We start from the raw sequence: 26,424 nt of genomic DNA on the forward strand, positions 1-26,424 counted from the left end.
ATAATAGAATGTACATTAAGGATAGAGAGGTATATTCTATGATTCAATTAAGCGTATTAGATCAATCCCCCATTTCCGATGGTAGTACAGTAACTGAGGCTTTTTCCAATACTGTAACACTTGCTCAAGAAGTAGAAAAGCTAGGTTTCACTCGTTTTTGGGTATCTGAACATCATAATTCTGTCAGTTTAGCTGGTTCAAGCCCGGAAGTGCTCATCTCTCATATTGCAGCAAAAACAAATCGCATCCGTGTTGGTTCTGGTGGCGTTATGCTTCCTCACTATAGCTCATACAAAGTAGCTGAGAATTTCCGTGTATTAGAAGCACTTTATCCAAATCGAATCGATCTTGGGGTAGGCAGAGCACCTGGTGGTATGCCCATCGCAACTCGAGCGTTACAAGAAGGAAAACTTGTTTCACTCGATCAATATCCTGAACAAATTCAAGATGTGGCAATGTACTTATATGACAAAGTACCTGAAAATCATCAATATGCTAACTTAAAGGCCTCACCTGTCATTCCTACTGCACCTGAAATATGGATGCTTGGATCAAGTGGGGAAAGTGCCATGATTGCAGCAAAACAAGGGACAGCCTTCGCTTTCGCTCAGTTTATTAACGGTTATGGTGGCCCTGAAGTGATGCAGGCTTATCAAGAACAATTCCAGCCATCTTTCTTAGGAGACAAACCAAAATCAATTGTTTCCATTTTTGTTATTTGCGGAGAAACAAATGAAGAAGCTGAGAAAATCGCATCTAGTTTAGATTTATCCATTCTATTATTAGAACAAGGAAAACGCACAACTGGTACTCCTTCCATTGAAACAGCACAAAATTATGCTTATAGCACCCATGATCGATTCCGAATTAAAGAAAATCGTCAACGTATGATTGTAGGTGATCAAAGATACGTCAAAGAACAAATCTTAAACTTGAGTAAGGCTTACAATACTGAGGAATTTATGATTGTAACCATCACTCATCAATTTGAGGATAAATTAAAGTCATATCGTTTGTTGGCAGAAGCTTTTGACTTATAATACAAAAAAAGGAGTGCATCATTCTATGTAATGCACTCCTTTTTTATCCTATCTTTTTTATAAATCTGTACCTGCAATATATCCAACTACTTGCTGTAATATTTCTTCAAAGCTCTCAGGGTAATCATGGTTTAAGTTAGATATAACTTTATACTCATGATTTATATTTTTCGTTTCCAATAGCTTCACAAATTTCTGTGTACATTCAAAACAATCTTCATCCTGATCTCCACAAACAATATATCCCTTAATACCTTTATCTTTCAATTGATTCAGCAAGTCTTCCCACTCTTCAATCTCAGGAATCCATGGTGCCACAAAAACAAAGCCTGTTACAATAATGTGTTCCTTTAAGATTGCATGTAATGCAACTCTTGCTCCAGCGGAGAACCCCCCGATAATTACATGCTCTACTTCACCACGATTCCTAGCTACAATACTTCCATAGTGTTCCTTTAACTCACGCGATCCCTTTTCTATATCATCCCATACATATCCTTCTGAAAATTGAATTTGAGAAGATTGCGGTAATGCTAACAAATAACCTTGCGACACAACCGATTGCCAATATGGTTCTGTTATTTTTATATTTTCTTGATCCCCATGCAATGCAATGAGTAAATTGTTATCAATACCGTTATTTCCTTGTATAATTTTCAAATCAGCTTGTTCAGATTTCTTTGCTACTTCTTCCCTTTCTTTACATAGCTGAATCATCTGGTGAAATTCTTTATATCTATGAAGGGCTTTCAAATCGTCGTCTGTAATTAGGTACTCATAGCTATACCAAAATTTATTTTCTACAATCGCTTCTTTCATTATATGTAAAGCTTCTTTCTCAAGTCCAGACGCGCTTGCTAATGCATATCTAAAATTATATATTTGAGCTTTATTACCAGTTACCTTATCAGCATTTTTTGTGATATATCGATACGCTTCTAAACTCCCTTTCTTTGTATAACATGCTAGTGTTTCATTTAATAAACTTGTATACGTAATGTTACTCACATAAATTCCTCCCGTAACCTTTTTAGGGATATATACTTCTCTAACACATTTTCAGTTATCCTAAGGTTCCGGTAAATACTATACTGTCAAATTAACAGTAACTACCTCTATTCTTAGGATAATGTTCATTAATTGACTTATAATTTTTCATAATACATCGCTCCTCTCAATCTCTTATATATTAAATAAAACACCAATAGACAGAAAAATCAATCTATTATTCTAGACTCAAATTTCTTTTCGTAACAAAAAACAACAATTATATAATTGTTGTTTTTTGTTAAACAATATTTTTTTTACTTTTATCCGGCTGACTGGATACTAAATAATGCTTCTCTGAAATATATAAATTTCGCTTTAATATACGATCTAAATACGGTGCTAGTTTCATTCCACATATAAGACGATTCTCATCGTCTTCTACAATAGGAAACATTTCTTTTTCTGTAACGTATTGGTCTACTGCTCTTTGCACAAGATCAATCTCTTTTACGAGTTCTAAATTTTCTTCTGTATGTTCAAATACCTCCAGTGTTTCCTTCGTTATAATGAACGTATTTGTAGGAAATGCTGGTAAATACGGTTTTAACAAATCATAATTCACTGTATAATCTTCATTGACTAATACTGTATAAACAATATTTGCATTTGTTTCCAGAAATTTAGCCATTGCTTGCTCTAATTCGTCTTTCGTAATTGACCTCTCCTCTTTTCCACTTTTGAAAAAGCGAAACATTGCATCGCCTCCTTTTTACTATATTATACCATAAAAAGAAAGCTGAAAAATCATAAAAAAACCTATTGAAAGAATTTTCAATAGGTTTTTTTATATCTTATTTTAAGAATGCACTTAACATCCAAACGTGTTGTTCTAATGTTGTATGAATAGCTAATAGCATATCTGCTGATGTTTCATCTCCAGCTTCATCTGCTACTTCCATACCTTCTTTTAACTCTTGGATGATTGCTGAGAAATCATTTACTAATGTTTGTACCATTTCTTCAGCTGATTCTTTACTTGTACCTTCATGTACAGTAGATGTTTCTAAATACTCTTTCATTGTTGCTAATGGTTTTCCTTCTAACGCTAAAATTCGCTCTGCTAGTTCATCGATATACGTTGCTGCTTCATTATAAAATTCTTCAAATTTTTCATGTAATGTAAAGAAGTGTGGGCCTGTCACATACCAGTGATAGTTATGAATTTTTACATATAACACATTCCAGTTTGCTACCTGCTTGTTTAATACTTCAACAACATTTGTTTTCGTACTCATTCAATCCACTCCTCTTACTTTTTTAGAATTATTCTCTTTTAATAATACACTCTTATTGTACCATAAATTCCCTACTCGTCCAAATCATCCGCTTATATGTAATAAAGTTGCAACAACTTTAATCATTCCCTAATGCTAAAAAATCCATGTACCCTTTCTTTCACTTCATATGTCTAATTGTCCAAGCTCACACATATGCATAATAATAGGTCAAGCTCATCATAGTAGAAAGAGGGATTACATGGATAATCAGCAATGGCAAGTAGCTAAAAAAGTTGCTGCTACTTATATTGGGACTGTCGTCGGGGCTGGATTTGCAACAGGGCGAGAGATTGTTGAATTTTTTACGATTAACGGATTATACGGAACAATCGGAATATGCATAAGTGGAATTTTTTTTATTTGGCTAGGTACAAAGATGATGTTACTTTCTTCACAAATTGGTGCATTTTCTGCTCAAGAATTTAACAGATATTTGTTTGGTGATGTATTTGGAAATGTGATAAACACTTTGTTATTACTCGTACTTTTTGGTGTAACAAGCGTTATGCTATCAGGTGCTGGTGCTGTATTCGAAGAACAACTTCGTCTACCACGACAACTCGGTATTTTCATTACAGTTATCGCATGTATTATTATTGGTAGCCGTGGATTGCAAGGTGTATTTGAAGTGAATACAATTGTAGTACCAATTATGATGATTTTCATTATCGGACTTGCTATTATAACTTTTATTCATGGCACAGTACCAATCCTTAACACTGTTCCTACAGAAAAGTGGAATATGAAATGGGTAACAAGCCCACTTACATATGTCGCCTTAAATCTTTCTCTCGCTCAAAGTGTTCTAGTGCCGTTAGCAAGTGAAGTAAAAGATCGAAAAGCCATTCTATGGGGCGGAATTTTAGGAGGAGCTGGACTATGCTTTATTTTATTATGTAGTCATTTAGCCATTTTATCTGTTGACCAATTTTATCAATATAACATTCCTATGGCTGAAGTAGTAAGAAGATTTAATGCTACTTTTCATTTCTTCTTTGTCCTAATTATTTTTGGAGAAGTGTTTACAACATTAGTTGGAAATGTATTTGGGATGACAAAACAAATGCAGTCTATCACCGGTTGGAAAAACAACAATATTGTTTATTTTATTTTATTAATTAGTTATGCCTTTAGCTACATTGGTTACAGTGAACTTCTTCACATCTTGTATCCAATAATCGGATGGGTTAGCATCATTCTTCTGCCAATTATCGCATATAAACAACTAGAAAAAACATAGTAAAAAAGCATCCGATATGTCCGGATGCTTTTTTACTCACAATCTTCACAGACTTCCCAATATAGCCCCATCTCTACTGCAAGAAATGGTTTTAATTGTAACCGAATCATCCGACTCGGCATACGCTCTAAAACAAATTGAATCCCGTCTCCATCTTCTTCTAACTCGGTTTTTAAGATTGCTATTCGTTGTATAGTTGTAATTGGCTGACCCTCTTTATATAAAGTAATTCGCAACTCGTCATATTCATTAAAAAACAATTCTATACTCATATGTTCTGTTGATACATCATTAACAATTGAATACTTACCATCTTTTTCTTGGATTACATATTTCCAGCCATTTTTTCCATCTTCCGTTGGAGCAGCTTGAAATAATGACATCAAATCCTCGTATAGCATAAGATAACCCCTCTCTTACTAAAAAACAATGAGTATTTTATATACCCTTTTTCTCTATCACTATCAAGCTTATTGTACCATACATCACTTCCCTTTCCTTATTCATCTGCTTAATAACTTTCCCCCTATAATAGAATTCACCAAAATAAAACAGGAATGACATTTATCATTCCTGTTTTTCATTAAAATACTTTCCCTGTCGCAGCTAAAGCTAATACCGCTATTAAGCTTGCAAAGAGTAATGACACAATAAAACTAAAAATCGGTAATATTTTCTTTTCATTCTTTTTAAACAATAGTCTTAAACTAATAATGATATTTAATGGCACAAATATGAAATAAAAATATTTAATAAATTGCATGACACCACTCGAGCTATTAAAAAGTGTTCTAAATACAAACACTTCAATTAAAAAGATAAGAAAAAATGAAATACTTACCCAGAATGAAACATAACTAAGCCAAGAATGTCTTTTTGTTCCCCAATACACTCCCATATTCTTCTCCTTTATAAATAGTCTACTTTTCAATAATTATACACGCATATAACAAATTCCTTTATTTTTCGACTATAATTATTTATTTTTATAGAATAAATGACAAAAAACCAAAAGCATTCCATTCGCTTTTGGTTCTCACTCTATGCTACTTTTTCCGATTTTGCTTCGCTATTTTTCTCCACTTTCCCCGCTCAGCACGAGCAAGTACCGGATCTTGTTTTCTCATCGCATATGCAATTTCTCTTTGCAGCTTTTTATAATTCCGCAAACGGTTTGCTGCTAAAATACCTTCATCAATGGCGGTTTGAACTGCACATCCAGGTTCATTTTCATGCTCACAGTCACGGAAACGACACTCTTCCGCAAATTTTTCAATATCAGAAAACGTCGCATGAATCGCTTCGCTCCCTTCCCATAGTTGAAGCTCTCTCATTCCTGGCGTATCAATAACTAAACCACCACTCGGTAACTGGAACAACTCACGATGGGTCGTAGTATGTCGTCCTTTACTATCCTCTTCGCGAATACCACCTGTTTTTGCAACTTCACTTCCCATTAATGCATTTAACAAAGTAGATTTACCCACACCAGATGAACCAACGAGAGCGATCGTTTTACCAGGAGCGACAAATTGTTGCAAAGATTCAATTCCCGCTTGTTGCAGACTATCAACTGCAAATATTGGAACACCAATAGCTACCGCTTCTGTTTCCAATATTTTTTGCTCCACATCTTCACATAGGCCACTTTTCGTCAAAACAATAACAGGCATTGCCCCACTTTCATAAGCTAATAATAAATAACGCTCGATTCTCCTTACGTTAAAATCATGATTAAGCGCATTTACTAAGAATAAATAATCAACGTTCGCTGCCACAATTTGTTCATCCATTCTTTCACCGGCCGCTTGTCTAGAAAAGGAACTTCTTCTTTGAAACACACGATGAATAATTGCCTTGCTTTCCTCTTCTATTTTCTTTATATGCACCCAATCACCAACTGCTGGATAATCACCTTTATCTAGCGCCTCATGCCGAAACTTTCCAGATAACTCTGCTATATATTCGCCATCATCACAAATAATACGATACATGTGCTTATGTTCAAGTAAAATTCGACCTATTTCATACTTTTCTAAAGATTGATCCTCAAAAAAAGAATCCCATCCAAATGCTTCTAATCGATTTTGATTCAAATTTATATCCTCCCTATTTTGAGCCCAGCGGAAGGATAGCGCGATTCCTTACAAAGTCCCGCTCTTTCCGTCCACCTTTGTATTCGCTTTAACACTCATATAAATCATCGCCATAATACATCACTCCGTTCTTCTTTTAGTTAATCTCATTATATGAAATATTATTTTGAAAAGCTACTTTATTTAACTAAATTTTCAGATATTCGTTTTTTTATCGTTCTTATTTGTCCCCGATGGCTGATCTCATCTTCTAGTACATGGAACCACAAATAGTACTGATTATATACGACTCCGTTATCCCATCGTCCTTCTGACATTAACCAATCATCATCTTGTTCTTTTAAGTATCGCAACGATTCTTCTCGAACTTTATTTAAAAGTTGTACGTAGTATTGTACTTCATATCCACAGATTTTTCTTCCCGCTTCTCCTAAGAAAAGAGCGTCATTCCAAACCTTCAACTCCTCTTTTGTAAAATCTCGTTTTTGGAAGGAAATAAGCTGATGAACTTTTTCTATTGCAGCAATATGCTTTAACAATGCTCCGATAGAATTGCCACCATCAACCAGGATAAAATCTAAATCTCCAACTGTTAAATCCTTTATTTCTTGCAATGTAACCGCTCTTGTATGCTCAAGCATACTAACAAGTTGTCCAATATTGGGCGTATAATCCTCTACACTTCTTATTCGGTAATCTATTTGCATTTTCTCATCCTCCTTCTCTAGATTTATAATAATGAAAAAGAACGTCATATAATAGACTGAAATATACCAGAATTTTCTGTTATAATAAAATTGAACATGCATGTAGCCAAACCAAATTTTCTCAATATTTGTATATGAAATTGAAAAAGGAATCCATACAACGTAGTCCGAATTTTATATACTAAAAGGAGTGGATTTGATGGAGATGTATCAATGGCTAACTGCTGTTCTCATTGGTGGCGTTACTGGTTTCGTTTCCCATCTGATCAATAACCAAGGCAAGTTATTGCTTCCACGCCGTTTAAAAACATTTTTCCACCTTGGTTTTTTTACTGATATTTTGACTGGTAGTCTTGCTGCACTTCTTGGGCTCGTTTTATTTGATGCGGTAACAATAAAAGAGATTATTAAAGTTTCTATTGTGACTGCCATTTCTGGGCAAACTTTCTTACTTCATCAGGCTCTCGGTGGTGAACAAGCAAAAAATACACAAATTGGTAAAGCGGATGAGAAAATTCAAGAAATTGACAAATTATTACGACGTTAGTCTATACTTCATCTAAAAATTACTGTTATAATGAGAAATAAATATTTCTGAATTGCGTCGTCTGTCAGAAGAAAGGTTGTGTCGTATGACAAAAAAGAAAATAGAAGATTTCTTAACAGACTCTGAAAAAGAGGAACTGATAGAAAACTATAAATGTTTACGAGCAGCCCGCACAAAGCGCGAAGCTAACTATTTTGGTGAAACAGTCAATCACCTATTAGATAAAGCAAAAAAACGAATTATTGAAGAAGCAGGAATCGAAGATGAAAATGCTGCAACTGTTCAGTCTAAACGAAAAGCACTGTTTTAGTAATGTGTCTAAAACAGTGCTTTTTGTTTTTTTGTTTACATAATTTTTTTATAGTTATTTTATTATGAAACAACGTTCTGTTTCTCTCCTATTTCTTGTTCTATATGCCGATCACTTCTTCTAAACACGAGAAATGCAATTACATACGTAACAGCTGTAAAATAACCAATTGATACGAAGCTATGAAATGATGCAAAGAAAACTCCTGCGACCGCAGCCCCTATCGTTTGTCCAATATACATAGAAGAGTTTGCAAGTGCTGCACCGGTTCCTCTAGCTGTGTTAGACATTTTTTGCAAGTGACTCATCATTAACACAAATAAAATTCCTGTAATAAAAAATAAGATAAAGAAAAATAGCTCAACCAATAGAATTTGTTTCAAATGCGGTAAAATGACATATAAACCAGCTACAACAAGAATACCACCATAAAAAGTAGAAGCATAACCTAGTTTTTTAACAAATCTAGGTCCTAAAATATTACCTGTTAGATTTCCTAATCCAAGTATAAGCATTGCGGTTCCTACTTCGTTTACTTGTAATCCAAATTGAGTGGTTAACCATACTCCAAAGAATGAAAATGCTGCAAAATTGCCAGTTTGGAAGAGAAAATATGCAAAATAAGAAAGTGAAACCTTGGAATTCCCCAATAATTGTTGATAGCGACTTATAATGGATTGACGCTTTTGTTCTATTTGTAGCGGGTGAATTTCCGGCACTACAACATAAATAAAAATGACAAGTATCGCTGAACAAATACCAATTGTAAAGAAAGGGGTTGTATAGTGTATTGTTGCTAAATACGCTCCAATAGGTAAACCAAGCACTTGTGCTAACGACAATCCTGCCGTTGCAATTCCGATAAATTTCACAATTTGATTTTTTGGTACAAGAAGTGGAATAGATGCCCACACTTGCGGAGATACAAATGCTGCACTTACCCCTGAGCAAAAACGAAATGTTAGCATCCACCAAAAACTCGGTGCTAATCCACATAAAAACGTACTAATCGCAAAAAAGCTCATGCCTCCTAGCATTACCCTCTTCCGATTTAACCCATCAGAAATAGGGCCGGCAATAAGTGCGAATACAGCATACCCTAATGCATACGCACTTACCATCCATCCCGAAATTTCTGTTGGAACCCCGTATACCGTTTGTAATGTTGGTAAAAGTGGTGAAATTAAAAAAGTATCTGTTCCAATCATAAACATTATGACAAAAAATATAATCATAACTTTATTCATCATTTTCATCTCCTTAAATGGTAAGAAAGGGGTAGACGTTTCACCCCTCTTTATTAATCCTCTAAAATAGATTGTACATATTCCAAATCACTCTCATTTAGCCAGACATCTACTACCTTTACATTTTCTATCACTTGCTCTGCACGTTTCCCGCCTGGAATTACTGTATCAATTCCTCTTTGATTTAGAAGCCAGGCTAGCGCTATATTAGATAATGTTGTATCTTTTTTTCTAGCAAAATCTTTTAATTTTTTAACTTTCATAAAGTTCTTCTTATATGTATGTTCTTCAAATAACGATACGTCCCAGCGCCAATCTTTTTCATCTAATTTCAAATCTTCCGTATATTCACCACCTAAAATTCCAAAAGCAAGAGGTCCATATGGAATAAATGAAATCCCTTTTTCTATACAATATGGTAAAAGTTCTTTCTCTGCTGTACGATCTAACATATTATAGGGAGACTGCAGTACATCAATATCCTCAAACTGATTTGCCTCTTTTAACTGAGTTAGATTCACATTTGATATTCCGATTGAACGAATTTTCCCTTCTTCTTTTAAACGAACAAGTTCTCCAATTGAATCTATGTACATAGTTTCTGGATTCGTAAAATGTAAATAATATAAATCAATATAATCTGTCTGTAGTCTTCGCAAACTATTTTCTACTGCACTTCTTAAATAATTTGGTTCATTGTTAATACAAGTAGAGCCCTTTAATAAAGGCTGTATTCCTCCTTTTGTAGCAAGCATAACATCTTGTCGTTTTCCTTTAATTGTCTCTCCAATTAATTCTTCAGACCTTCCAAAACCATATGCATCCGCTGTATCTATAAATGTAATTCCTTGCCTTATAGCTTCCTCAATCATTTTCGTTCCTTCTTGTTCATTTACATTCGAAAATAAGTTGTGGCCCCCTACTGCATTTGTTCCTAAACCAATTTGAGAAACTTGTAATCCTGCCTTTAGCAACGTCGTATAATTCATTTTCATCCCCCTATATTTCTATTGTTCAAATATATTCGAACAATAGAAATATAGCACGTGATATGATATAGTGCAACTGAAAGAACTTATAAAAGTAGGTGAAATTATGCGAACACTATACCATCCAAATCGAGAAGAAATTCAATTTTCTTCTGTCTTATATGCTCTCAGCGACCAAATTCGTTTACAAATTGTAAACATGCTATTGGAACAAAGTGAACAATCATGCGGTTCGCTAAATATTCCTGTAGCAAAATCAACCTTATCCCATCATTTTAAAGTTTTACGTGAATCAGGTGTAATGTATACACGTATAGAAGGAACACAGCGTTTTATTTCGATCCGAACAGAAGATTTAAACGTTAGATTCCCAGGATTACTTGATACAATCTTACATGCAACAGAACCATACTAAAAAACATCTCATTTCAAAATGAGATGTTTTTTTAGTTAACAGCTATTCTTTTAATAAATCTATTAAACCATTTCCTTCAGATGTTCGTTCATATCCTAAAGGTACAGTACGCTTAATAAGCTGTGCATAAATTTCTGGTTCTGATAACTTTCTACCATACTCTCTCTCACATTGCTTAATAAGAAGCGCTAATGCTCCGGCAATGTGTGGCGTAGCCATTGATGTTCCACTTAATACTGCATATTTTCCTTCTGGATAAGTAGAGAGAATCCCTTCCCCTGGTGCTACTAAATCAATTTCTTGATTTGAATTACTAAAGCAAGCGAGTTTCCTTTCTAAATTAACAGCGCCTACCTCAATTACTTCTGAATAGGCACCTGGAAAGTCTAATTCCTCTGTTTCATCACTGCAATCTCCATTATTTCCTGCAGCACATACAACAAGTACATCTTGTTTCACCGCATGTTGAATGACTTCATGTAATTCTGGAACATCTTGTGGCCCACCAAGTGACATAGAAATGACCCGTACCCGTTCTTGATTCGGACCTCTCCAACGCACTGCATAATCAATTGCCTCAATAATTTGTTGATAGCTTCCTGAACCATCTCCTGATAATACTTTTAACACTAATAATTTTGCAAGTGGAGCAACTCCCAGTACCCCTACCCCATTTTCTGCTGCTGCAATTGTTCCTGCAACATGCGTACCGTGGCCATTATTATCAAGATAAACTTTCGGGTCCCCCTCATAATCTTCAGTAAAATTTCTTCCGCCAATAATTCGATCTTTTAAATCAATATGATTCACATCACAACCTGTATCTAAAACAGCAACGACAATGTCTTTTCCTTTTGCACTCTTTTCCCAAACTCCAGGAGCATGAATCAGTTGTACACCTGGTGGAATTTCGTTTACTTGCTCTACTACTTTGTCGACCGTAAACGGAATTAATTGAATACCTTTTTGTTTATTCGCTGTACTACTGTTCATCATAATCCCTCCTAAAAAATATATTATTCTCTCCTTTTGAATACGCTTACAATTATTAACAACATTCGTTTTCTCGCTCCTATTTTCCTGCTTCAAAATTTTTCTCAACATAAAAAACGTCTTTTCCATCAAATATTCTGACGAAAAAGACATTTTTGATTGTACTACTTAATTTTTTGTGGTCACAAACTCCACTTCTTTAATAACAGCATAATTGATGGAACAAGCAATGTCCGCACAAGGAATGTATCGATAATAACCCCTAGTGCAACTACAAATCCAAACATAAACAGCCCTAGCAATTGCTGGGTTGTTAGCACAGCAAAAGTGGCGGCTAGTATGATACCAGCAATGAAATGTTTCATGCCAATCCCCATCCTGATGAACATCATCACGTAGTTTCTTCCCTTGCTTATTTCCATTCTCGTCAAATATAGTCAGCCATTCTTTCATTATTCCTCCCCATTTATATTATATAACCATTTAAATAAAAGTCCCTAACACGGTCTCCATCTACATGTTAGGGACTTTAAATATTATGTTTAATTGATCCGCAATCGTTCCTTCAATTGCTTTAAATAACGAGATCGTATCATAATGAAATATACAATTTGAATGCCGACAAATATACTTAACACAATCGCATTTTCTTTGAAAAGCGAATACTCAAACATTTGCCCTAAAGCTGTTAACGCAACCGCACCATGTAATGTTGCAACACCAATTGGAACAAAGAATAATAACGCCAATCGAATTGTTACTACTTTTGCTAACTCACTACTTGTTAATCCCACTTTTCGAATGGAATCAAATAAACGATAATCATCTTCTAAGTCCGAGAATAGACGGAAGTATAGAAAGCTACCTGCACAAACAAAGAATACAATACCAATAAAGAATCCTACAAACAAAATAGGTCCAGCAAATTGTAAAGCCTGATTTTGATCATATTCTGCCGCACTAAGCCTTGAATGCTCTTGATGGGCTTTTATCTGGTTTGTGAGTTCTTTTCCAGCTTCAATTTCATTTTTCATTTCCTTTGTTTTATACATATAATCTTTTACTTCTTTAAATCCATCTTGTAATAAATTATATTGAGCCTCTGAAACTACATATATATTTCCAGTAAGTACTTTACCAAGAGAAGATGTATTAACTTTTTTCACCTGCAACGATTTGTTATCATTCGGTAATTCAATTGTTTTTCTCTCTTTTTGCGGTGGACCGGGTATTTCTATTGATAGAAATAGAACTGCATTTTCAGTTAATAAATCAACTGGCTCCCCCGCTAATTTTGCATACTTTTTATAATCAGATTCTCTTACAAAAGTCACACCTCTTAATGGTTTATTTTCAGTCTGCTTTGATGCAATATCTATTTTTTCAGCAGATATATTATGTTTCTTTAATGTTTGCTCAATCAATTCTACATGCCCGGATTCATTTTCATTCCCTTGTTTAGATTGATAATGAAATGCAATGGGTTGCTCCATAATTCCCTTTGTCATAGAAGCAAAGCCTACTAATGTACCAATGGCTGAGAATGCTACAGTTGAAATAATCGTAACAATAAAGAACATTCGCGCGTTATCTCTCATACGGTACGCTAAATCTGAGAGAGTAATAATATTTGTTCTTGTCCAATAGAACCGTTTACTCTTCTTGCATACTCGAATAATAAATACGCTGAGCTGCTTATAAAATAAGTATGTGCCAATAATGACAACTGTCGTTACAGGAATTAACATAATAAACACCATGGCACCATGCGAAGTTAAAGCACCTAAATATCCCGCGCCAAGTAATAATACGGCTAGTATTGAAGAAATAATAGATGCTTTTGGTTCAGGTTTGGCTTTTACTGAACCTCTAAATAGTTTCATAATTTGATTTTTACGAATTAACCCTGCACTAAAGAAAGAAATGATAATAAATAAGATAAAAAACATAGTGCTTGTTACAACAATTGCTGTCGTTGGTACATAGTATGATAAAGGTAAATCTAGCTTTAACAAAAATGGTGCCACCACAATCAATATCCCTGAAAATATCATTCCACAAATAATACCCGTAATAATAGCCGCAATCCCAATCATTACATTTTCAAAAAAGATAAGACGTTTTAATTGAAATTTTGTCATACCTAGCATCATTAAAATTCCTAGTTCACGCTTTCTAGTTTTTAAAAACATGCTCATTGAATATAGAATGAAGAAAAATGTAAAAAGATAAATAATAAATTGTGCGAAAGACATACTTACAAACACATATTGTCCCAATTGCCCCGCACTTAATGCAGGATGAAAAGCAAAAAATGAATAAACAAAAAAGGCCATAATTGCAAATGCACTACTCAAAAAATAAGCTGAATATGTTCGTCTATTTCGCGTTACATTACGAAACGCTAATTCTCTAATATTCATGTTGTACCCTCCGCTCTCTCAATAACTATATTGCTATCATAATAAAGCGAAGAAATATCTTCCATCGATTCAAATGACAAAAACCTTACATTTTTGAAAGGTTACAGAAAAATTGATTAAACGAAGCAGTTTCATTATAATAACTACATTCATATTCATACGTTCAACCTATTGTATATTCGTTAATTTTGCGAAATAATAAGAATGGAGATTTACCCCGCATTAACGGGCAGTAAGACCCCCACCTCAAGATTGAGAGAGCGCATAGGAAGATAGGTGGGGGATAACTGCTCGTAAAAGCCCGATTGGTGCGGGCTTTCCATCCGCGGGGGATGAAACCTCCCCGCGGATGGAAGTTTCACTTTATGAATCAGTACATATATACTTATCGCTCGTTCTAAATGAATAGGAGGAAAACATAATGACATTACAAGAACAAATTATGAAAGCATTACATGTTCAGCCTGTAATCGATCCGAAGGCAGAAATTCGTAAACGAATTGACTTCTTAAAAGACTATTTAAGAAAAACCGGCGCAAAAGGATTTGTGCTTGGAATTAGTGGTGGACAAGATTCTACACTAGCAGGTCGCCTAGCACAACTTGCTGTTGAAGAGGTTCGCAATGAAGGAGGTAATGCAACGTTTATTGCTGTACGTCTTCCATATAAAGTGCAAAAAGATGAAGATGATGCACAATTAGCACTTCAATTTATTAAACCAGATCAATCAATTGCTTTTGATATCGCTCCGGCTGTCGATGCATTTTCTAACCAATATAAAGACCTATTAGGCGAATCCTTAACAGACTTTAACAAAGGAAACGTTAAAGCTCGTCTTCGTATGGTCACACAATATGCAATTGGCGGACAACAAGGTTTACTTGTTATCGGAACAGACCATGCTGCTGAAGCTGTAACAGGTTTCTTTACAAAATTCGGAGATGGCGGTGCCGATCTTCTACCACTTACAGGCTTAACAAAACGACAAGGAAAAGGTTTATTACAAGAATTAGGTGCCGATGAACGCCTTTACTTGAAAATGCCAACAGCAGATTTATTAGATGAAAAACCGGGGCAAGCGGATGAAACAGAATTAGGTATTACATATGATCAACTAGATGATTATCTAGAGGGAAAAAACGTTCCAGAAGATGTTGCAGAAAAAATTGAAAAACGTTATACAGTAAGCGAACATAAACGACAAGTACCAGCATCGATGTTTGATGATTGGTGGAAATAGACATATAAAGAAAAAAGAAGCTAAATTATATTAGCTTCTTTTTTCTTGGAATTTTCTTTAACGATATACAGCTGTCCTTCCTTCTAAAATATCCTCTAAACAATCTCTATGCTGTTCATTAAAAAGAACAGGCATTTGATCTAACGGAAAAAACTTCAAATCTAAAGTTTCTTCTCCATCTATTTTTTTACTGCCACCAAGTATAGAACATTTAAAAAACATTCCAATTGTCTGTGCTTGGTCTCCATTCGGATATGTTTGAAAATACTTTGTATATACACCTATAAACTCATCTACTTCTACCATATACCCAGTCTCTTCCCTTATTTCTCGAATTGCAGTTTCTTCAGCCGATTCCCCAATCTCCATTGCTCCTCCTGGAAATCCCCAACCTTCATTATCCCCTCTTTTTTGTAAAAGCACTTCGCCCTTCTCATTACAGACGCATCCCCCTGCAAAATTTAAAATGATATAGTCATGTCCTACTCTTTTTCGTATTTCTTTAATATAATTAGCCACTTTCTTCCTCCCCAGCTCATGTATGGTTATTCTTTGTCTCTTTCAAATAATTCAATAATTCTATCAAGCTTTTCTTCTATATTCCTAGTACGAGTAGTGTGTATAGAAGTGTTTAAAAATAACCTTTTTATAAACAAAGTAAGTGAGATACAAAACAATTAGTCCGATTATCAAACATAGGTAAGCGATTACAAATATATTATTTTCAAACAAAGACATTCTACACCTACACCCTAGTTTACCATATTATAACTATAACCGATTCCTTTCTAACCGTCACGAACAGTTCACACTCACAAATACAAAAAGAGCATCTATTACAGATGCTCCTTTTCATTAATACGTAAATGTAATTGTCGCTAATGAATATCCTGCCACCGCACTATATGGTGCAACTTGGTATGAAACTCGCTTCGCTCCTTTTGGCCAAGACAGTTCATTTAATGCTTTTTTAATATCTTGCATTGTTCCATCCATTGACTGTTTATAACGCACTTCTACTTTTGTAGGCTTTGCAGTGAATTGCTTCTGCAGTTTACCTTTAAGTTCATTGTAGTTTTCAGCTCCGTATTGTGCGGAAAGATAAACTAAGTTCGTATCTTTTAGCATTTGTTGGTATACTACCGCTTTAGAACCACCTGTTTTTATCTTACTTGTTAATTCATTATAGTAATTAGTTGATGCTTTTGGATATTTACTACGATCCCACTCATGGTCCCTTCCTAACTGCTCGTCAGACATATTATAATAAGAATATGTGACACGACCAGCTTTATCTGGAACTGGATCATCGAATGTAGTATCAAGATGATACCATTTGTTCTCAATTTTCACTAGATTCCAAGCGTGAGCTTGCCCATTCCCTTTTCCTGTTACAATATGGGATTGAATCCCTGCTTCTTTTAGTAATTGATATGTTAATAATGTATATCCTTGACACACAGCAGAGCGATTTGCCAATGCTTCATATGCTGTATAAGCCTTATAAGAAGTATCATAGGAAACATGTTTCACAACATAATCATGAATTGCCTTCACTTTTTCATGCTCATCCATGCCCGCCTTCAAAATAGAACCTACAATTGATTTTGCTTGCGCCTTTACATATTGTGTTTGTTCTTTTGATTCACGATATGTAATTTGTAATGTGAAAGTATAATTTCCTGGTATACCACGAATTGAATATTTTGTACTTGCTACATTATATTTTAAGTACTCATCTGTATTTACTATTTTAGTATACTCTTTATAGAGCGTATCCATTACTTCTCTACCATTCTTAGCTTTTGTTTTATACGTAATTGTAATATTCTCTTCGCGATTATCAATATGTTTTTTTAATTCTTTCTGAAAATTCCCTAACAATTTAGCATCTGTTTGTGTAATCGCGACTTTTTGGTTTGTAGCTGCATAAGAAACAGCCGGAACTTGTAAACCACCAATCAAAATCGTTGAACAAAGTGCGACTGTTGTCATATATTTGTTTGTTTTCTTCATCTCATCTAGTCATGCCTTTCTACTTAAAGTCATAAAAGTATTCATATATTTTTAAAGTATATAATACTTTTTCAAAAAGAAAATATGTAATTATTCATATTTGTTAATATGCATGTTAATATAATAAGTTTTATATTTTCAAGAAACATATACTATAAAAGAAAAGCAGTAGATTTTTCAATGAGAATGAACTACTGCTTCTCTTTCTAACAAGACTGCAATACACAGCATGTATTTTCAAAACGACGTTGCTTTAAATCTTCATTTCCAATGCAGAAATAAAGCATCCCTAAATCTCCCCACATCATATTACAATTTGTATAATCAGAGTCGATTTGGAATAACAATGTCATCTCATGATCATTAATACCAGTATATTCGCCAGCTTCCTCAAATACTTCTCTTTGCACCGAGAACGGTTCACCGAACACTTGATGGTTATCATAATGATCTGGCATTAACTCCTCTAATAGTTGTAGAAAACGATCCGAATCAGCTTCATCTTCAATAAATAGCTCAGGGAGTTTATATGTTAGCTTGAATGATAATTCGCATTGTGTATATTTTGATGGTTGATCACTTACTCTCTGTAGTTGTTCTGTCGAAACGTTATAATATAGAACACACCAAGTACCTTCATGTTGATAATTGCCATTATAGAAGAAATACAACATACCTGTTTCAGGTAAGTCATGCTTCATACCCACGCCTTGTAGATCGGCTAAATGGAACTGGGCAATAAAATCTAATGCCTTCCCTTCATAAGTTGGATATTCAAATGTAGACGGGACATCAGGGCTTCCCCCCATTTTTGAGCAGCCAATTGAAAGGGAGTTTTCTTGTCTCGGAATAACTTTTACACATGGAAATATAGTAGCTAATAGTTCTGTTTTTATATGTGTTAAATCATATTTATCAATTAATGAATCGATCTGGTTTCTCATAACTTCTCCTTACGTAAATGTGCTTATTCGTATCATAGCATAAATACGACATTTCCTTCATCCTAAAAAATCGAAATAAGCTATTCAAAAAAAAAACGGGCTTATCCTTAGGACGCGAATAAGTTTAAAACAGCATAGTATACATTGTTCCTACAAACACGATCTTTCATCATTCCTTATAGCAGATCCTCAAATTGTTCATCTTTCTTTATTTCAATTTTTATTATAAGGAGGCATTCCATATGGGTTATGGTTGCGGTTACGGTTACAGTTGTGGTGGTGGTTGCGGTTACGGCGGTTTCGCTTTACTAATCGTTTTATTCATCCTTTTAATCATCATTGGAGCTAGCTGCTGGGGCGGCTTCATCGGTTGCTAAGTAAGCTGTAAAAACTATTGCAAAAAAGCACGTGATTCGCGTGCTTTTTTGCTATACAGCAAATCCAATCTTTGAAAGGAATTATCCCTATGAAAATCGATGGTGTTTTTGAAGGTGGTGGCGTGCGCGGAATTGCACATGTTGGTGCAATTTGTGCATTAGCAAAGCAAGGGTATGAATGGGAACGTGTAGCGGGAACATCAGCTGGAGCTATTATTGCAGCTCTTCTGGCAGCAGGTTACTCGTGTACAGAATTAAAAACAATTATAAGTAACGTTGATTATCATCAATTTATAAAAAAAAATTTACTTGATAAAATCCCTTTTGTAGGAAAAGGGGTAAATGTATGGGCTAAATTAGGCATTTATTCAAACGATTTTTTAGAAAAATGGTTAGAAGACCTCCTACACAAAAAAGATATTCATAATTTTAGCGACTTACCTAATCCACATAAATTAAAAATCATTGCCTCAGATATTAGTAATGGAAAAATGGTTATTTTCCCCGATAATTTACCAAACTATGGATTTAGAAACCAGAATTTCTCTATCGCAAAAGCAGTCAGAATGAGCAGTACCATTCCTTTCTATTTCGAACCTGTGAAATGGAAAACACCTAGATGGGAACAACCTTGCTATATGGTTGATGGCGGCCTTCTTAGCAATTATCCAGTATGGGTTTTCGACTCATCCACTATACCTCGCTGGCCTACTTTTGGCTTTCATTTTGTGAAAGATGAGATTCAAGCGGAACCTGTTCCTTATAAAGATCCCCTCTCGATGTTTAAAGGTTTATTTAAAACGATGATGCAAGCACACGATTTACGTCATCTAGATAAAGAATCAAAAGCACGAACCATTACAATTCCAACCGGAACAATTACAAGCACAAAATTCCAATTAACTACTGATGAGAAAGAATGGCTCTATCAATCTGGCTTTAACGCTGCTGAAAAGTTTTTAAAGTCTTGGAATTTCAAAACATATATTAATCGATTTAGACAAGGGAATCGAATTTGAAAAACAAATCAGCAAAACCAGAATCTAGATTCGTAGTGCTATCTAAATTTCATAGATTCTTCTCTTACCTTTTCCATTTACTTTCTGTATTATTTTAAAATGAAAAGAGCGAATCTAAGATTCGCTCTTTTCCCCATGATTATTAATGAAATAATTCCCATCCACGTTTCTTATTTATACATGTGACTCTTTCTTTTCTTTAAGAATGCCAATTCCATAATCTTGCTTCACTTAGTAATATTAAGGATACTGTAACCCCTCCGCTTCTTCAGCAGTAACAACAACGTAGCGTCCTCCTGTCCTTAACCCTAGTAATTCAGCTTTTTCAATCGCTTCTTGCCTCGTTTCTGCATAGGCAGCTAAATACTTGATTCCATCAATAACCTGACAAATGACATATTGTTTCATATTTCTTCCCCTTTTTCAGTTACTCGCATTTATGATATCATTTTTTACTTCTAAAAAAATATGATTATTATACTGAAAGGTTCTTTATCAATCTTGCCACCTTTTTAATCCCTTTCTCTATATCATGCATCGAGGCATATGAATAAGAAAGACGTAAATATTGGCTTGCATTTCTATCATACACATTTCCAGGATTGAGTAGAATTTTTTCATGTAATGCTTTTTCAAACAATTCCCGCATCGAAATGTTTGGTTCAATATGTAGCCAAATATAAAATCCACCTATTGGTATTTGCCAAGTTGCCACATCTCTACAGTATTTCTTTATCATTTCGAGCATAAAGTCTCTCCGTTTTTTTAAATCAACTCGTATTTGCTGTATATGTTTCTCATATAACCCACTTACAAACCATTCTGCAGCAGCTCGTTGCGATAACGAACTCGAGCCGTAATCCATTTGCATCTTTATATCTGCCAATCTTTTGATGACTGGTTCTGGTCCAACAACCCAGCCGATTCTTAAACCAGGACTAATGACTTTTGACATACTTCCAATATGTAATACGATCCCATTTGTATCATATGCCTTCAATGGTTTAGGTGGAGGCGAATCAAGCCATAAATCTTGATACACAGCATCTTCAATTATAGGTAATCCAATTTCATTACATATTTTTATAACTTCTTGCCTTCTTTGTTCATTCATGACAAGACTTGTTGGATTATGAAAAGACGGGATAGTATATAAAATTGAACCATTGAATTGTCTTTTATATCTTGAAATAAGTGACGACTGAATTCCATGTTCATCCATTGGAATACCAAACAAACGCATTCCTGCAGACTGAAAAATATTGAGAGAGTATAAATAAGATGGTTTTTCAAGTAAAATGGACGATCCTTTGCATAGAAGTCCCATCGAAATAAGCTGCAGTGCTTGAATTGCTCCCGAAACAATTAATATAGATGCTGGCGATGCAAGAATATCATATTTTTGTAAATACTTTGCTATTTGCTCCCTCAATTTGAGGTCCCCTCTTGGTTCCTCGTATCCTAAAGGAATTTGCCTATTCGAAAGTTCCTTCATGATTAGCTTCATTTTCTTCTCAGGTAAAAGCTCTGGTGAAAGCTCACCAGTACCTAGCCGAATTATATTTGGATAAAATTCGGCTTGATTAATTTCTTGAATGGTGGGGAGATTCGGATAATGAATACCTGTTTCTACATAAGAATTCCAGTTAGGAGGTGACGCCAAAGTCGATACACTCCATGTATCGTTTCTCACAATTGTCCCCCTTCTCCCCTGTCCCTCAATTAATCCTTGCGCTGCTAATTCATCTAAAGCCATTACAATTGTACTTCGATTCACTTCAAATGCATGTGAGAGAGCTCGCTGCGACGGCAATTTTGTACCAATCGTCCATTCTCCATTTATAATTTTCTCTTTTATATACTCCTCAATTTGCTTATATAAAGGAACCGGAGAGAATCCATTTGGCTTCCAGTCAAATCGCTCCATATTATCACTCCACTTATTTTTGGTTGGTTTGTTATCCAACCATATGGATGGATACAAATTTGATTTTCTTTTATACAATATACACTATCATATTTCAGCTATTTATATGGGAGGCAATAAAATGATTGAAGCAATCCTTCACGGAATGGTTCTTGCGTTTGGACTCATTATTCCATTAGGTGTACAAAATGTCTTTGTCTTTAACCAAGGTGCTAGTCAACCAACTATTTTGCGGGCTACACCAGTTGTTCTAACCGCATCAATCTGCGATACAATTTTAATTTTGATTGCAGTACAAGGTGTATCGCTTATGCTTCTGACCTTTTCATGGTTAACAACAACACTTTATGTAATTGGATTTTTCTTTCTGATTTATATGGGATGGATGATTTGGAAAAGTGAGTCTACAAAAGAAACGATTGAAGCAAAAAAGATGACTATCAAAAAGCAAATTATCTTTGCCGCCTCTGTTTCCCTATTGAATCCACATGCAATTCTAGATACGATTGGCGTCATTGGCACAAACTCTATTCAATATGTAGGCAGCGAAAAATGGGCTTTTACTTTCACAACAATTACGGTTTCTTGGCTTTGGTTTCTTGGCTTAGCATTTGCAGGGAGATTGCTTGGAAAAGTAGATCCATCAGGAAGCACAATTACAATTCTAAATAAAATTTCAGGGGTTATTGTTTGGGGAGTTGCTCTTTATATGCTGAAGCAACTCATGTTTTAGAAAAGAAAGTATAACGTTTCAGTATATTTATAGGTAATTGTTAAACAATAATTGAAGTCGTATTTTATTTATACTGTTCACAAAAGGAGCCGTTACTTATATGGAATATAGCAAAGATTATAAGTTTATCCCTATGACATCTATCAAAAGTAGATTAGGAATAGATATCACTCCTGATATTTACTGTTTACCTATTCAAATTGTTAATGTTTGTTTAATCGGAAATCCACAAGAAACCAACGAATGTGTACTCATTGATACAGGTATGCCTAAATCTGTAAATCAAATTATTTCTGCACTAACCAATCGATTTGGCCCAGATATTCAATTGAAGGCTATTATTTTAACACACGGACATTTTGATCATATCGGTGCTGTCATTGAACTCATAAAAAAATGGGATGTCAATGTTTATGCACACGAACTAGAGCTTCCTTATCTAACTGGTAAAATGAGTTATCCAGAACCTGACTCTAGTGTTGAAGGCGGTTTAATCGCGAAAATATCTTCTTTTTTCCCAAATGAACCAATAAATCTAGACCATCATATCAAATTATTACCTGCCGATGGTACTATTCCAGAATTACCAGATTGGAAATGGATACATTCACCTGGACATATTTCTTTATTCCGACAAAAAGATCATGTACTAATTGCTGGTGATGCTTTTATTACTGTAAGACAGGATTCACTCTATAAGGTTTTCACGCAACAGCAAGAGATAAATGGCCCTCCACGCTACTTTACAACCGATTGGCAAAAAGCTTGGCATTCAGTTAAACAATTAGCGAGTTTACAACCTTCTATTGCAATTACAGGTCATGGAACTCCGATATCTGGTGAGTCATTAACAACAGGCCTGAATAAACTTGTTAAAAATTTTGATCAGCTGGCAATACCTGATTATGGTCGTTATGTTGATAATACGAAAGAGAACTAACCAATTAAAATGAGATACCAAAAAATCCATTTGTAATGATTTACAGATAGATTTTTGCTATCTCTTATAAAATTCCAAGTTAAGATGTAGGTTTCGGAACTGAATGTAAAGATTCATTATTCTTTTTAGGTTTAATCCATATAATTGTAATAATTGCTCCCGTAACTGCAAATATGCAGGTTAAGTAAAACACTTCATAATCTGTTCCCTTCATAAAGTAAGAATATAGAGGTGGTCCTGCTGCTACACCAATAAAACGCATCGAACTATAGAAAGAAGTAACCGTTCCTCTCTGTTCCTTTTCAATTCCTTGTGTGATAAGAGCATCTAAGCATGGTAAAGCTATACCAATTCCTATCCCCATAATGACAAGACAAAGAATTAACAAGTAAATTCCTTTTAAAAATAACGGCAATATAACAGACACAGCTGCTAATATAAATCCTATATATATACATTTTTTCATAACAACTTGATCGTCACCAATTTTCTTTCCTGCCATGTATGAACTTATTGATAATACAAGCAATGGAATCGCAAGTATACATCCTTTCCAAATTCCATGAATGTTGTATTTCTCTTCCAATATCGTAGACAAATAAAAAAGAATTCCAAATAATATGAGCATAATGATAGCACCTAATGCAAAAATTGCGACTAACCATCTTCCCTTTTCTCGGAAAGTCGAACTAATTGATTGAATGAATTCTTTAAAAGGCGGTGCTTGATTTTCTTGTTTCTTTGCTTTTACTAATAGTAATAATAAGACGATAGCAACAGCACATAAAACTGGAATAGCCCAAAATGGTAAAAACCATACTACTGCTGCGAGAGCAGAACCTAATATTGGACTTAGAACTTTTCCAAACGTATTTGACGTTTCAATAACCCCTAAACCCGTACTTACTTGTTTTTCATCTTTATATAAATCGCCAACACATGGGATTACAACTGGCATTGCTCCAGCATTACCTATCCCTTGAATCGCCCTTCCAATTAGAATCCAGACATACGGATTTTCCACTTTCCATGATACCCAACCTGTTATCGCACCGCCGATAGCTGCAATAAACAAACTTGGAACCATTACCATTTTACGTCCCCAGCGATCCGATAAATACCCAGCAATCGGAATCAATAAAATAGCGACGATAGAATATATTGTAATAATCATGGATACTTGAAAAGAAGAGATATGGAGTTTTTTTTCAAGTGTCGGAAGGATTGGAATAAGCATTGAATTTCCTAATGTCATAACAAGCGGAACAGATGCAAGTGCAATTAAACAACAGTTTTCTTTTTTAAACATGTTGATTTCGAAACCTTTCATCTCGTATTTCTTTCCATATAGTAGCCCTGATGAAATTCAATTTTAAATTTCATCAGGACTATCACATTTTGTCTGCTGTTTAACTTATATAACAAAAGAAATTGGAGTATAACATAGCATTACTTCTACTTTTCCAATCCTTACAACATTATATCCGTGTTATTAAATGGAAAAATTTATTTTCACTAAAAAACGATATAAAAAAAGAAAGGAAGAATTCTTCCCTTCTTTCATATACCTTTACATTAACGAGTATACCCGCCACCAAGCTGTTGTTCTGCCATAGCTACAAGACGTTTCGTGATTTCACCACCAACAGAACCATTTGCACGAGAAGAAGTGTCAGCACCAAGTTGCACACCAAACTCTTGCGCAATTTCATATTTCATTTGATCAAGAGCAGCTTGTGCTCCGTTCGATACTAACTGATTAGAATTACGATTTCTAGCCATTTCCGTTCACCTCCTTTACATATTAAAATGTATAGATTTCAAAATAAAATACATGGTAAATTATGGTTCCTTTAAATAAGACTATTTTTGAATAACTTACACTTTGAATTCATGAAAAAAAGAATCTCGGAAAACGAGACTCTTTTTATCTCCACTCTAATATTATCTTTATTCAAAAACGAAAATATTGCATTTCATCACACTAACAATCGAAAATGTTTCACTTTATGGAGTCAATACTGTCAGTTGTTTTCTTCTCAACCGAATGATTTCTTCTCGTAATACCTCTTTTGCATCATATCCAAACCATTCTAGCGAAGCAAAATGTTCCGTATCCTGAATTTCTCTAATGATTTCTTCGTAGTTCACAACGCCTTCAAATAACGGAACCATTCCTTTTCGACTACCAGCTGATGCGTATACATTATTAGGTTCAAAGACATCTAAATGAGCAGCTGCAGATATATTCTTCATATGGTAATGCTATACCCACGGCTTTAATTGGCGATAACTTTCTACTGGATCCGCACCAGATTCCCATATATGAAGAAAGTCGAGATTAATTTTTAAATATGGATGATTCACTTCTTCTAATAATTTTAGAGTTGAGTCTAAACAATCTGTTAATGTATTCGGATATATTTCTAATAGCACGTACATATTGTGCTGTGCAAATAAATCACAAATAATGCGAATTCGTTTTACATATTCCTGACGTTCTTCTTTTGTAAAACTATTGCTTCGTTTTTGTCCAGCAAATGTACGAATCTTATTTGTATTACACCAATTCGCTAGCGATGCTAATTGTTCTGATTTTTCCATCGTTTTCTCAAAATCTGCTGACAATGAAATATCTAAATAATCACTTATCATCGCGATGTATTTCTTCTATAATTTTCAACTTAATTACAATCCAATCTCTTGATAGGTTATAGATACAGTACATAAAAAATCTTAAGATATGCAAAAATGATCTATAAATCTTCAACAACCAAGTGCATATAAAGTGAAACTTTAATCAGTGGTTTTTTTCTTCATCCCCCACTGATTATTAGCCCTCACCAATCGGGCTTTTACGGGCAGCCCGTCCCCCCACCTAACTTTTTTGCTCT

28 protein-coding genes and 4 pseudogenes are annotated in these 26,424 nt (G+C 34.6%); 10 read left to right on the top strand and 22 right to left on the bottom strand.

Going from position 1 to position 26,424, the window contains the following annotated elements; all coding sequences use genetic code 11:
• Positions 1–38 precede the first annotated feature (38 nt).
• On the top strand, positions 39–1,040 hold the full coding sequence (locus Y7E_RS0115160) for an LLM class flavin-dependent oxidoreductase (protein ID WP_017152118.1): 1,002 nt from the start codon (positions 39–41) through the stop codon (positions 1,038–1,040).
• 57 nt (positions 1,041–1,097) lie between these two features.
• On the opposite strand, the gene Y7E_RS0115165 is transcribed toward Y7E_RS0115160, so the two are convergent.
• The 3 genes from Y7E_RS0115165 to Y7E_RS0115175 form a co-directional block, all read right to left on the bottom strand.
• Positions 1,098–2,048 carry an alpha/beta hydrolase gene (locus tag Y7E_RS0115165; protein ID WP_017152119.1) on the bottom strand — a complete coding sequence of 317 codons (951 nt, stop codon included), beginning with the start codon at positions 2,046–2,048 and terminating at the stop codon, positions 1,098–1,100.
• A 280-nt stretch (positions 2,049–2,328) separates the two neighbouring features.
• The gene (locus tag Y7E_RS0115170; RefSeq protein WP_017152120.1) at positions 2,329–2,784 is read right to left on the bottom strand and encodes a DUF3939 domain-containing protein; all 456 of its coding nucleotides are present in this window, start codon (positions 2,782–2,784) and stop codon (positions 2,329–2,331) included.
• 97 nt (positions 2,785–2,881) lie between these two features.
• Positions 2,882–3,325: a Dps family protein gene (locus tag Y7E_RS0115175; RefSeq protein ID WP_017152121.1), complete on the bottom strand. Its 444-nt coding sequence runs from the start codon at positions 3,323–3,325 to the stop codon at positions 2,882–2,884.
• 241 nt (positions 3,326–3,566) lie between these two features.
• Here Y7E_RS0115175 and Y7E_RS0115180 point away from each other — a divergent pair, with 241 nt between their 5' ends.
• A complete protein-coding gene (locus Y7E_RS0115180; RefSeq protein WP_017152122.1) occupies positions 3,567–4,607 on the top strand; it encodes a YkvI family membrane protein in 1,041 nt (346 codons plus the stop codon).
• Positions 4,608–4,639: 32 nt separating this feature from the next.
• Here the strand turns inward: Y7E_RS0115180 and Y7E_RS0115185 are convergent, their stop codons facing one another.
• From Y7E_RS0115185 to Y7E_RS0115200, 4 genes are all read right to left on the bottom strand, one after another.
• Positions 4,640–5,008 carry a DUF3979 family protein gene (locus tag Y7E_RS0115185; RefSeq protein ID WP_017152123.1) on the bottom strand — a complete coding sequence of 123 codons (369 nt, stop codon included), beginning with the start codon at positions 5,006–5,008 and terminating at the stop codon, positions 4,640–4,642.
• A 182-nt stretch (positions 5,009–5,190) separates the two neighbouring features.
• Positions 5,191–5,505 (bottom strand): hypothetical protein, encoded by a 315-nt coding sequence (locus tag Y7E_RS0115190; protein ID WP_017152124.1) that lies wholly within the window; start codon positions 5,503–5,505, stop codon positions 5,191–5,193.
• Positions 5,506–5,653: 148 nt separating this feature from the next.
• Entirely contained in the window at positions 5,654–6,703 is a 1,050-nt protein-coding gene (gene rsgA / locus Y7E_RS0115195; protein ID WP_017152125.1) for a ribosome small subunit-dependent GTPase A, read from the bottom strand.
• A 179-nt stretch (positions 6,704–6,882) separates the two neighbouring features.
• Positions 6,883–7,410, bottom strand: a complete 528-nt coding sequence (locus Y7E_RS0115200) for a DinB family protein (RefSeq protein ID WP_017152126.1) — start codon at positions 7,408–7,410, stop codon at positions 6,883–6,885.
• A gap of 199 nt (positions 7,411–7,609) precedes the next feature.
• Here Y7E_RS0115200 and Y7E_RS0115205 point away from each other — a divergent pair, with 199 nt between their 5' ends.
• Positions 7,610–7,957 carry a DUF4257 domain-containing protein gene (locus tag Y7E_RS0115205; RefSeq protein ID WP_017152127.1) on the top strand — a complete coding sequence of 116 codons (348 nt, stop codon included), beginning with the start codon at positions 7,610–7,612 and terminating at the stop codon, positions 7,955–7,957.
• Positions 7,958–8,042: 85 nt separating this feature from the next.
• A complete protein-coding gene (locus tag Y7E_RS0115210) occupies positions 8,043–8,267 on the top strand; it encodes a hypothetical protein (protein ID WP_017152128.1) in 225 nt (74 codons plus the stop codon).
• Between the two features lie 62 nt (positions 8,268–8,329).
• Here the strand turns inward: Y7E_RS0115210 and Y7E_RS0115215 are convergent, their stop codons facing one another.
• Both Y7E_RS0115215 and Y7E_RS0115220 read right to left on the bottom strand, forming a co-directional pair.
• On the bottom strand, positions 8,330–9,514 hold the full coding sequence (locus Y7E_RS0115215; protein ID WP_017152129.1) for an MFS transporter: 1,185 nt from the start codon (positions 9,512–9,514) through the stop codon (positions 8,330–8,332).
• A gap of 53 nt (positions 9,515–9,567) precedes the next feature.
• A complete protein-coding gene (locus tag Y7E_RS0115220; RefSeq protein WP_017152130.1) occupies positions 9,568–10,503 on the bottom strand; it encodes an aldo/keto reductase in 936 nt (311 codons plus the stop codon).
• 106 nt (positions 10,504–10,609) lie between these two features.
• Here Y7E_RS0115220 and Y7E_RS0115225 point away from each other — a divergent pair, with 106 nt between their 5' ends.
• Positions 10,610–10,918: an ArsR/SmtB family transcription factor gene (locus Y7E_RS0115225; RefSeq protein ID WP_017152131.1), complete on the top strand. Its 309-nt coding sequence runs from the start codon at positions 10,610–10,612 to the stop codon at positions 10,916–10,918.
• 42 nt (positions 10,919–10,960) lie between these two features.
• Here the strand turns inward: Y7E_RS0115225 and Y7E_RS0115230 are convergent, their stop codons facing one another.
• The 4 genes and pseudogenes from Y7E_RS0115230 to Y7E_RS0115240 form a co-directional block, all read right to left on the bottom strand.
• Positions 10,961–11,911 carry a S8 family peptidase gene (locus Y7E_RS0115230; RefSeq protein ID WP_017152132.1) on the bottom strand — a complete coding sequence of 317 codons (951 nt, stop codon included), beginning with the start codon at positions 11,909–11,911 and terminating at the stop codon, positions 10,961–10,963.
• 182 nt (positions 11,912–12,093) lie between these two features.
• A pseudogene (locus tag Y7E_RS0115235) lies at positions 12,094–12,261 on the bottom strand (MMPL family transporter); the annotation flags it as partial.
• A pseudogene (locus tag Y7E_RS32750) lies at positions 12,254–12,364 on the bottom strand (NUDIX hydrolase); the annotation flags it as partial. The pseudogenes Y7E_RS32750 and Y7E_RS0115235, both read right to left, overlap by 8 nt.
• An 89-nt stretch (positions 12,365–12,453) precedes the next feature.
• Positions 12,454–14,334 carry an FtsX-like permease family protein gene (locus tag Y7E_RS0115240; RefSeq protein WP_017152134.1) on the bottom strand — a complete coding sequence of 627 codons (1,881 nt, stop codon included), beginning with the start codon at positions 14,332–14,334 and terminating at the stop codon, positions 12,454–12,456.
• Between the two features lie 421 nt (positions 14,335–14,755).
• Here Y7E_RS0115240 and nadE point away from each other — a divergent pair, with 421 nt between their 5' ends.
• Positions 14,756–15,574 carry an ammonia-dependent NAD(+) synthetase gene (gene nadE / locus Y7E_RS0115245; protein ID WP_017152135.1) on the top strand — a complete coding sequence of 273 codons (819 nt, stop codon included), beginning with the start codon at positions 14,756–14,758 and terminating at the stop codon, positions 15,572–15,574.
• Positions 15,575–15,631: 57 nt separating this feature from the next.
• Here nadE and Y7E_RS0115250 read toward each other — a convergent pair whose 3' ends face one another.
• From Y7E_RS0115250 to Y7E_RS0115260, 4 genes and pseudogenes are all read right to left on the bottom strand, one after another.
• Positions 15,632–16,093: an NUDIX hydrolase gene (locus tag Y7E_RS0115250; RefSeq protein WP_017152136.1), complete on the bottom strand. Its 462-nt coding sequence runs from the start codon at positions 16,091–16,093 to the stop codon at positions 15,632–15,634.
• A gap of 26 nt (positions 16,094–16,119) precedes the next feature.
• Positions 16,120–16,312: pseudogene (locus Y7E_RS31805) on the bottom strand (DUF4083 family protein).
• A 117-nt stretch (positions 16,313–16,429) separates the two neighbouring features.
• Entirely contained in the window at positions 16,430–17,590 is a 1,161-nt protein-coding gene (locus Y7E_RS0115255) for a transglutaminase domain-containing protein (protein WP_017152137.1), read from the bottom strand.
• A 206-nt stretch (positions 17,591–17,796) separates the two neighbouring features.
• Positions 17,797–18,534, bottom strand: a complete 738-nt coding sequence (locus Y7E_RS0115260) for a YwqG family protein (protein ID WP_017152138.1) — start codon at positions 18,532–18,534, stop codon at positions 17,797–17,799.
• Between the two features lie 242 nt (positions 18,535–18,776).
• Here Y7E_RS0115260 and Y7E_RS0115265 point away from each other — a divergent pair, with 242 nt between their 5' ends.
• Positions 18,777–18,911, top strand: coding sequence for a YjcZ family sporulation protein (locus Y7E_RS0115265; protein WP_017152139.1), 135 nt, complete (start codon positions 18,777–18,779; stop codon positions 18,909–18,911).
• An 89-nt stretch (positions 18,912–19,000) separates the two neighbouring features.
• Positions 19,001–19,930 (top strand): patatin-like phospholipase family protein, encoded by a 930-nt coding sequence (locus Y7E_RS0115270; protein WP_017152140.1) that lies wholly within the window; start codon positions 19,001–19,003, stop codon positions 19,928–19,930.
• Positions 19,931–20,170: 240 nt separating this feature from the next.
• On the opposite strand, the gene Y7E_RS30950 is transcribed toward Y7E_RS0115270, so the two are convergent.
• Positions 20,171–20,338, bottom strand: coding sequence for a DUF3933 family protein (locus Y7E_RS30950; protein ID WP_017152141.1), 168 nt, complete (start codon positions 20,336–20,338; stop codon positions 20,171–20,173).
• A gap of 67 nt (positions 20,339–20,405) precedes the next feature.
• Entirely contained in the window at positions 20,406–21,857 is a 1,452-nt protein-coding gene (locus Y7E_RS0115280; RefSeq protein WP_017152142.1) for an aminotransferase-like domain-containing protein, read from the bottom strand.
• Between the two features lie 121 nt (positions 21,858–21,978).
• On the opposite strand from Y7E_RS0115280, the gene Y7E_RS0115285 reads away from it, so the two are divergent.
• Positions 21,979–22,590: a LysE/ArgO family amino acid transporter gene (locus Y7E_RS0115285; RefSeq protein ID WP_017152143.1), complete on the top strand. Its 612-nt coding sequence runs from the start codon at positions 21,979–21,981 to the stop codon at positions 22,588–22,590.
• Positions 22,591–22,690: 100 nt separating this feature from the next.
• A complete protein-coding gene (locus tag Y7E_RS0115290; protein WP_017152144.1) occupies positions 22,691–23,530 on the top strand; it encodes an MBL fold metallo-hydrolase in 840 nt (279 codons plus the stop codon).
• A gap of 79 nt (positions 23,531–23,609) precedes the next feature.
• Here Y7E_RS0115290 and Y7E_RS0115295 read toward each other — a convergent pair whose 3' ends face one another.
• The 3 genes and pseudogenes from Y7E_RS0115295 to Y7E_RS29950 all read right to left on the bottom strand — a co-directional run.
• On the bottom strand, positions 23,610–24,860 hold the full coding sequence (locus Y7E_RS0115295; RefSeq protein ID WP_017152145.1) for a bacillibactin exporter BcbE: 1,251 nt from the start codon (positions 24,858–24,860) through the stop codon (positions 23,610–23,612).
• Positions 24,861–25,105: 245 nt separating this feature from the next.
• Positions 25,106–25,312: an alpha/beta-type small acid-soluble spore protein gene (locus Y7E_RS0115300; protein WP_003197017.1), complete on the bottom strand. Its 207-nt coding sequence runs from the start codon at positions 25,310–25,312 to the stop codon at positions 25,106–25,108.
• A 225-nt stretch (positions 25,313–25,537) separates the two neighbouring features.
• Positions 25,538–26,191, bottom strand: a pseudogene (locus tag Y7E_RS29950) (sugar phosphate isomerase/epimerase family protein); the annotation flags it as partial.
• Positions 26,192–26,424 lie beyond the last annotated feature (233 nt).

Source organism: Bacillus bingmayongensis, assembly GCF_000299035.1.
GTDB classification, from domain to species: Bacteria; Bacillota; Bacilli; order Bacillales; family Bacillaceae_G; genus Bacillus_A; species Bacillus_A bingmayongensis.

What these genes read in the sequence shown, in the direction of transcription:
- Y7E_RS0115160 (WP_017152118.1), top strand. Translation starts at nt 39, where the DNA reads ATGATTCAATTAAGCGTATTAGATCAATCCCCCATTTCCGATGGTAGT.
- Y7E_RS0115170 (WP_017152120.1), bottom strand. Translation starts at nt 2,784, where the DNA reads ATGTTTCGCTTTTTCAAAAGTGGAAAAGAGGAGAGGTCAATTACGAAA.
- Y7E_RS0115175 (WP_017152121.1), bottom strand. Translation starts at nt 3,325, where the DNA reads ATGAGTACGAAAACAAATGTTGTTGAAGTATTAAACAAGCAGGTAGCA.
- Y7E_RS0115180 (WP_017152122.1), top strand. Translation starts at nt 3,567, where the DNA reads ATGGATAATCAGCAATGGCAAGTAGCTAAAAAAGTTGCTGCTACTTAT.
- Y7E_RS0115185 (WP_017152123.1), bottom strand. Translation starts at nt 5,008, where the DNA reads ATGCTATACGAGGATTTGATGTCATTATTTCAAGCTGCTCCAACGGAA.
- Y7E_RS0115190 (WP_017152124.1), bottom strand. Translation starts at nt 5,505, where the DNA reads ATGGGAGTGTATTGGGGAACAAAAAGACATTCTTGGCTTAGTTATGTT.
- Y7E_RS0115200 (WP_017152126.1), bottom strand. Translation starts at nt 7,410, where the DNA reads ATGCAAATAGATTACCGAATAAGAAGTGTAGAGGATTATACGCCCAAT.
- Y7E_RS0115205 (WP_017152127.1), top strand. Translation starts at nt 7,610, where the DNA reads ATGGAGATGTATCAATGGCTAACTGCTGTTCTCATTGGTGGCGTTACT.
- Y7E_RS0115210 (WP_017152128.1), top strand. Translation starts at nt 8,043, where the DNA reads ATGACAAAAAAGAAAATAGAAGATTTCTTAACAGACTCTGAAAAAGAG.
- Y7E_RS0115215 (WP_017152129.1), bottom strand. Translation starts at nt 9,514, where the DNA reads ATGAATAAAGTTATGATTATATTTTTTGTCATAATGTTTATGATTGGA.
- Y7E_RS0115220 (WP_017152130.1), bottom strand. Translation starts at nt 10,503, where the DNA reads ATGAATTATACGACGTTGCTAAAGGCAGGATTACAAGTTTCTCAAATT.
- Y7E_RS0115225 (WP_017152131.1), top strand. Translation starts at nt 10,610, where the DNA reads ATGCGAACACTATACCATCCAAATCGAGAAGAAATTCAATTTTCTTCT.
- Y7E_RS0115230 (WP_017152132.1), bottom strand. Translation starts at nt 11,911, where the DNA reads ATGAACAGTAGTACAGCGAATAAACAAAAAGGTATTCAATTAATTCCG.
- Y7E_RS0115240 (WP_017152134.1), bottom strand. Translation starts at nt 14,334, where the DNA reads ATGAATATTAGAGAATTAGCGTTTCGTAATGTAACGCGAAATAGACGA.
- nadE (WP_017152135.1), top strand. Translation starts at nt 14,756, where the DNA reads ATGACATTACAAGAACAAATTATGAAAGCATTACATGTTCAGCCTGTA.
- Y7E_RS0115255 (WP_017152137.1), bottom strand. Translation starts at nt 17,590, where the DNA reads ATGAAGAAAACAAACAAATATATGACAACAGTCGCACTTTGTTCAACG.
- Y7E_RS0115260 (WP_017152138.1), bottom strand. Translation starts at nt 18,534, where the DNA reads ATGAGAAACCAGATCGATTCATTAATTGATAAATATGATTTAACACAT.
- Y7E_RS0115265 (WP_017152139.1), top strand. Translation starts at nt 18,777, where the DNA reads ATGGGTTATGGTTGCGGTTACGGTTACAGTTGTGGTGGTGGTTGCGGT.
- Y7E_RS0115270 (WP_017152140.1), top strand. Translation starts at nt 19,001, where the DNA reads ATGAAAATCGATGGTGTTTTTGAAGGTGGTGGCGTGCGCGGAATTGCA.
- Y7E_RS30950 (WP_017152141.1), bottom strand. Translation starts at nt 20,338, where the DNA reads ATGAAACAATATGTCATTTGTCAGGTTATTGATGGAATCAAGTATTTA.
- Y7E_RS0115280 (WP_017152142.1), bottom strand. Translation starts at nt 21,857, where the DNA reads ATGGAGCGATTTGACTGGAAGCCAAATGGATTCTCTCCGGTTCCTTTA.
- Y7E_RS0115285 (WP_017152143.1), top strand. Translation starts at nt 21,979, where the DNA reads ATGATTGAAGCAATCCTTCACGGAATGGTTCTTGCGTTTGGACTCATT.
- Y7E_RS0115290 (WP_017152144.1), top strand. Translation starts at nt 22,691, where the DNA reads ATGGAATATAGCAAAGATTATAAGTTTATCCCTATGACATCTATCAAA.
- Y7E_RS0115295 (WP_017152145.1), bottom strand. Translation starts at nt 24,860, where the DNA reads ATGAAAGGTTTCGAAATCAACATGTTTAAAAAAGAAAACTGTTGTTTA.
- Y7E_RS0115300 (WP_003197017.1), bottom strand. Translation starts at nt 25,312, where the DNA reads ATGGCTAGAAATCGTAATTCTAATCAGTTAGTATCGAACGGAGCACAA.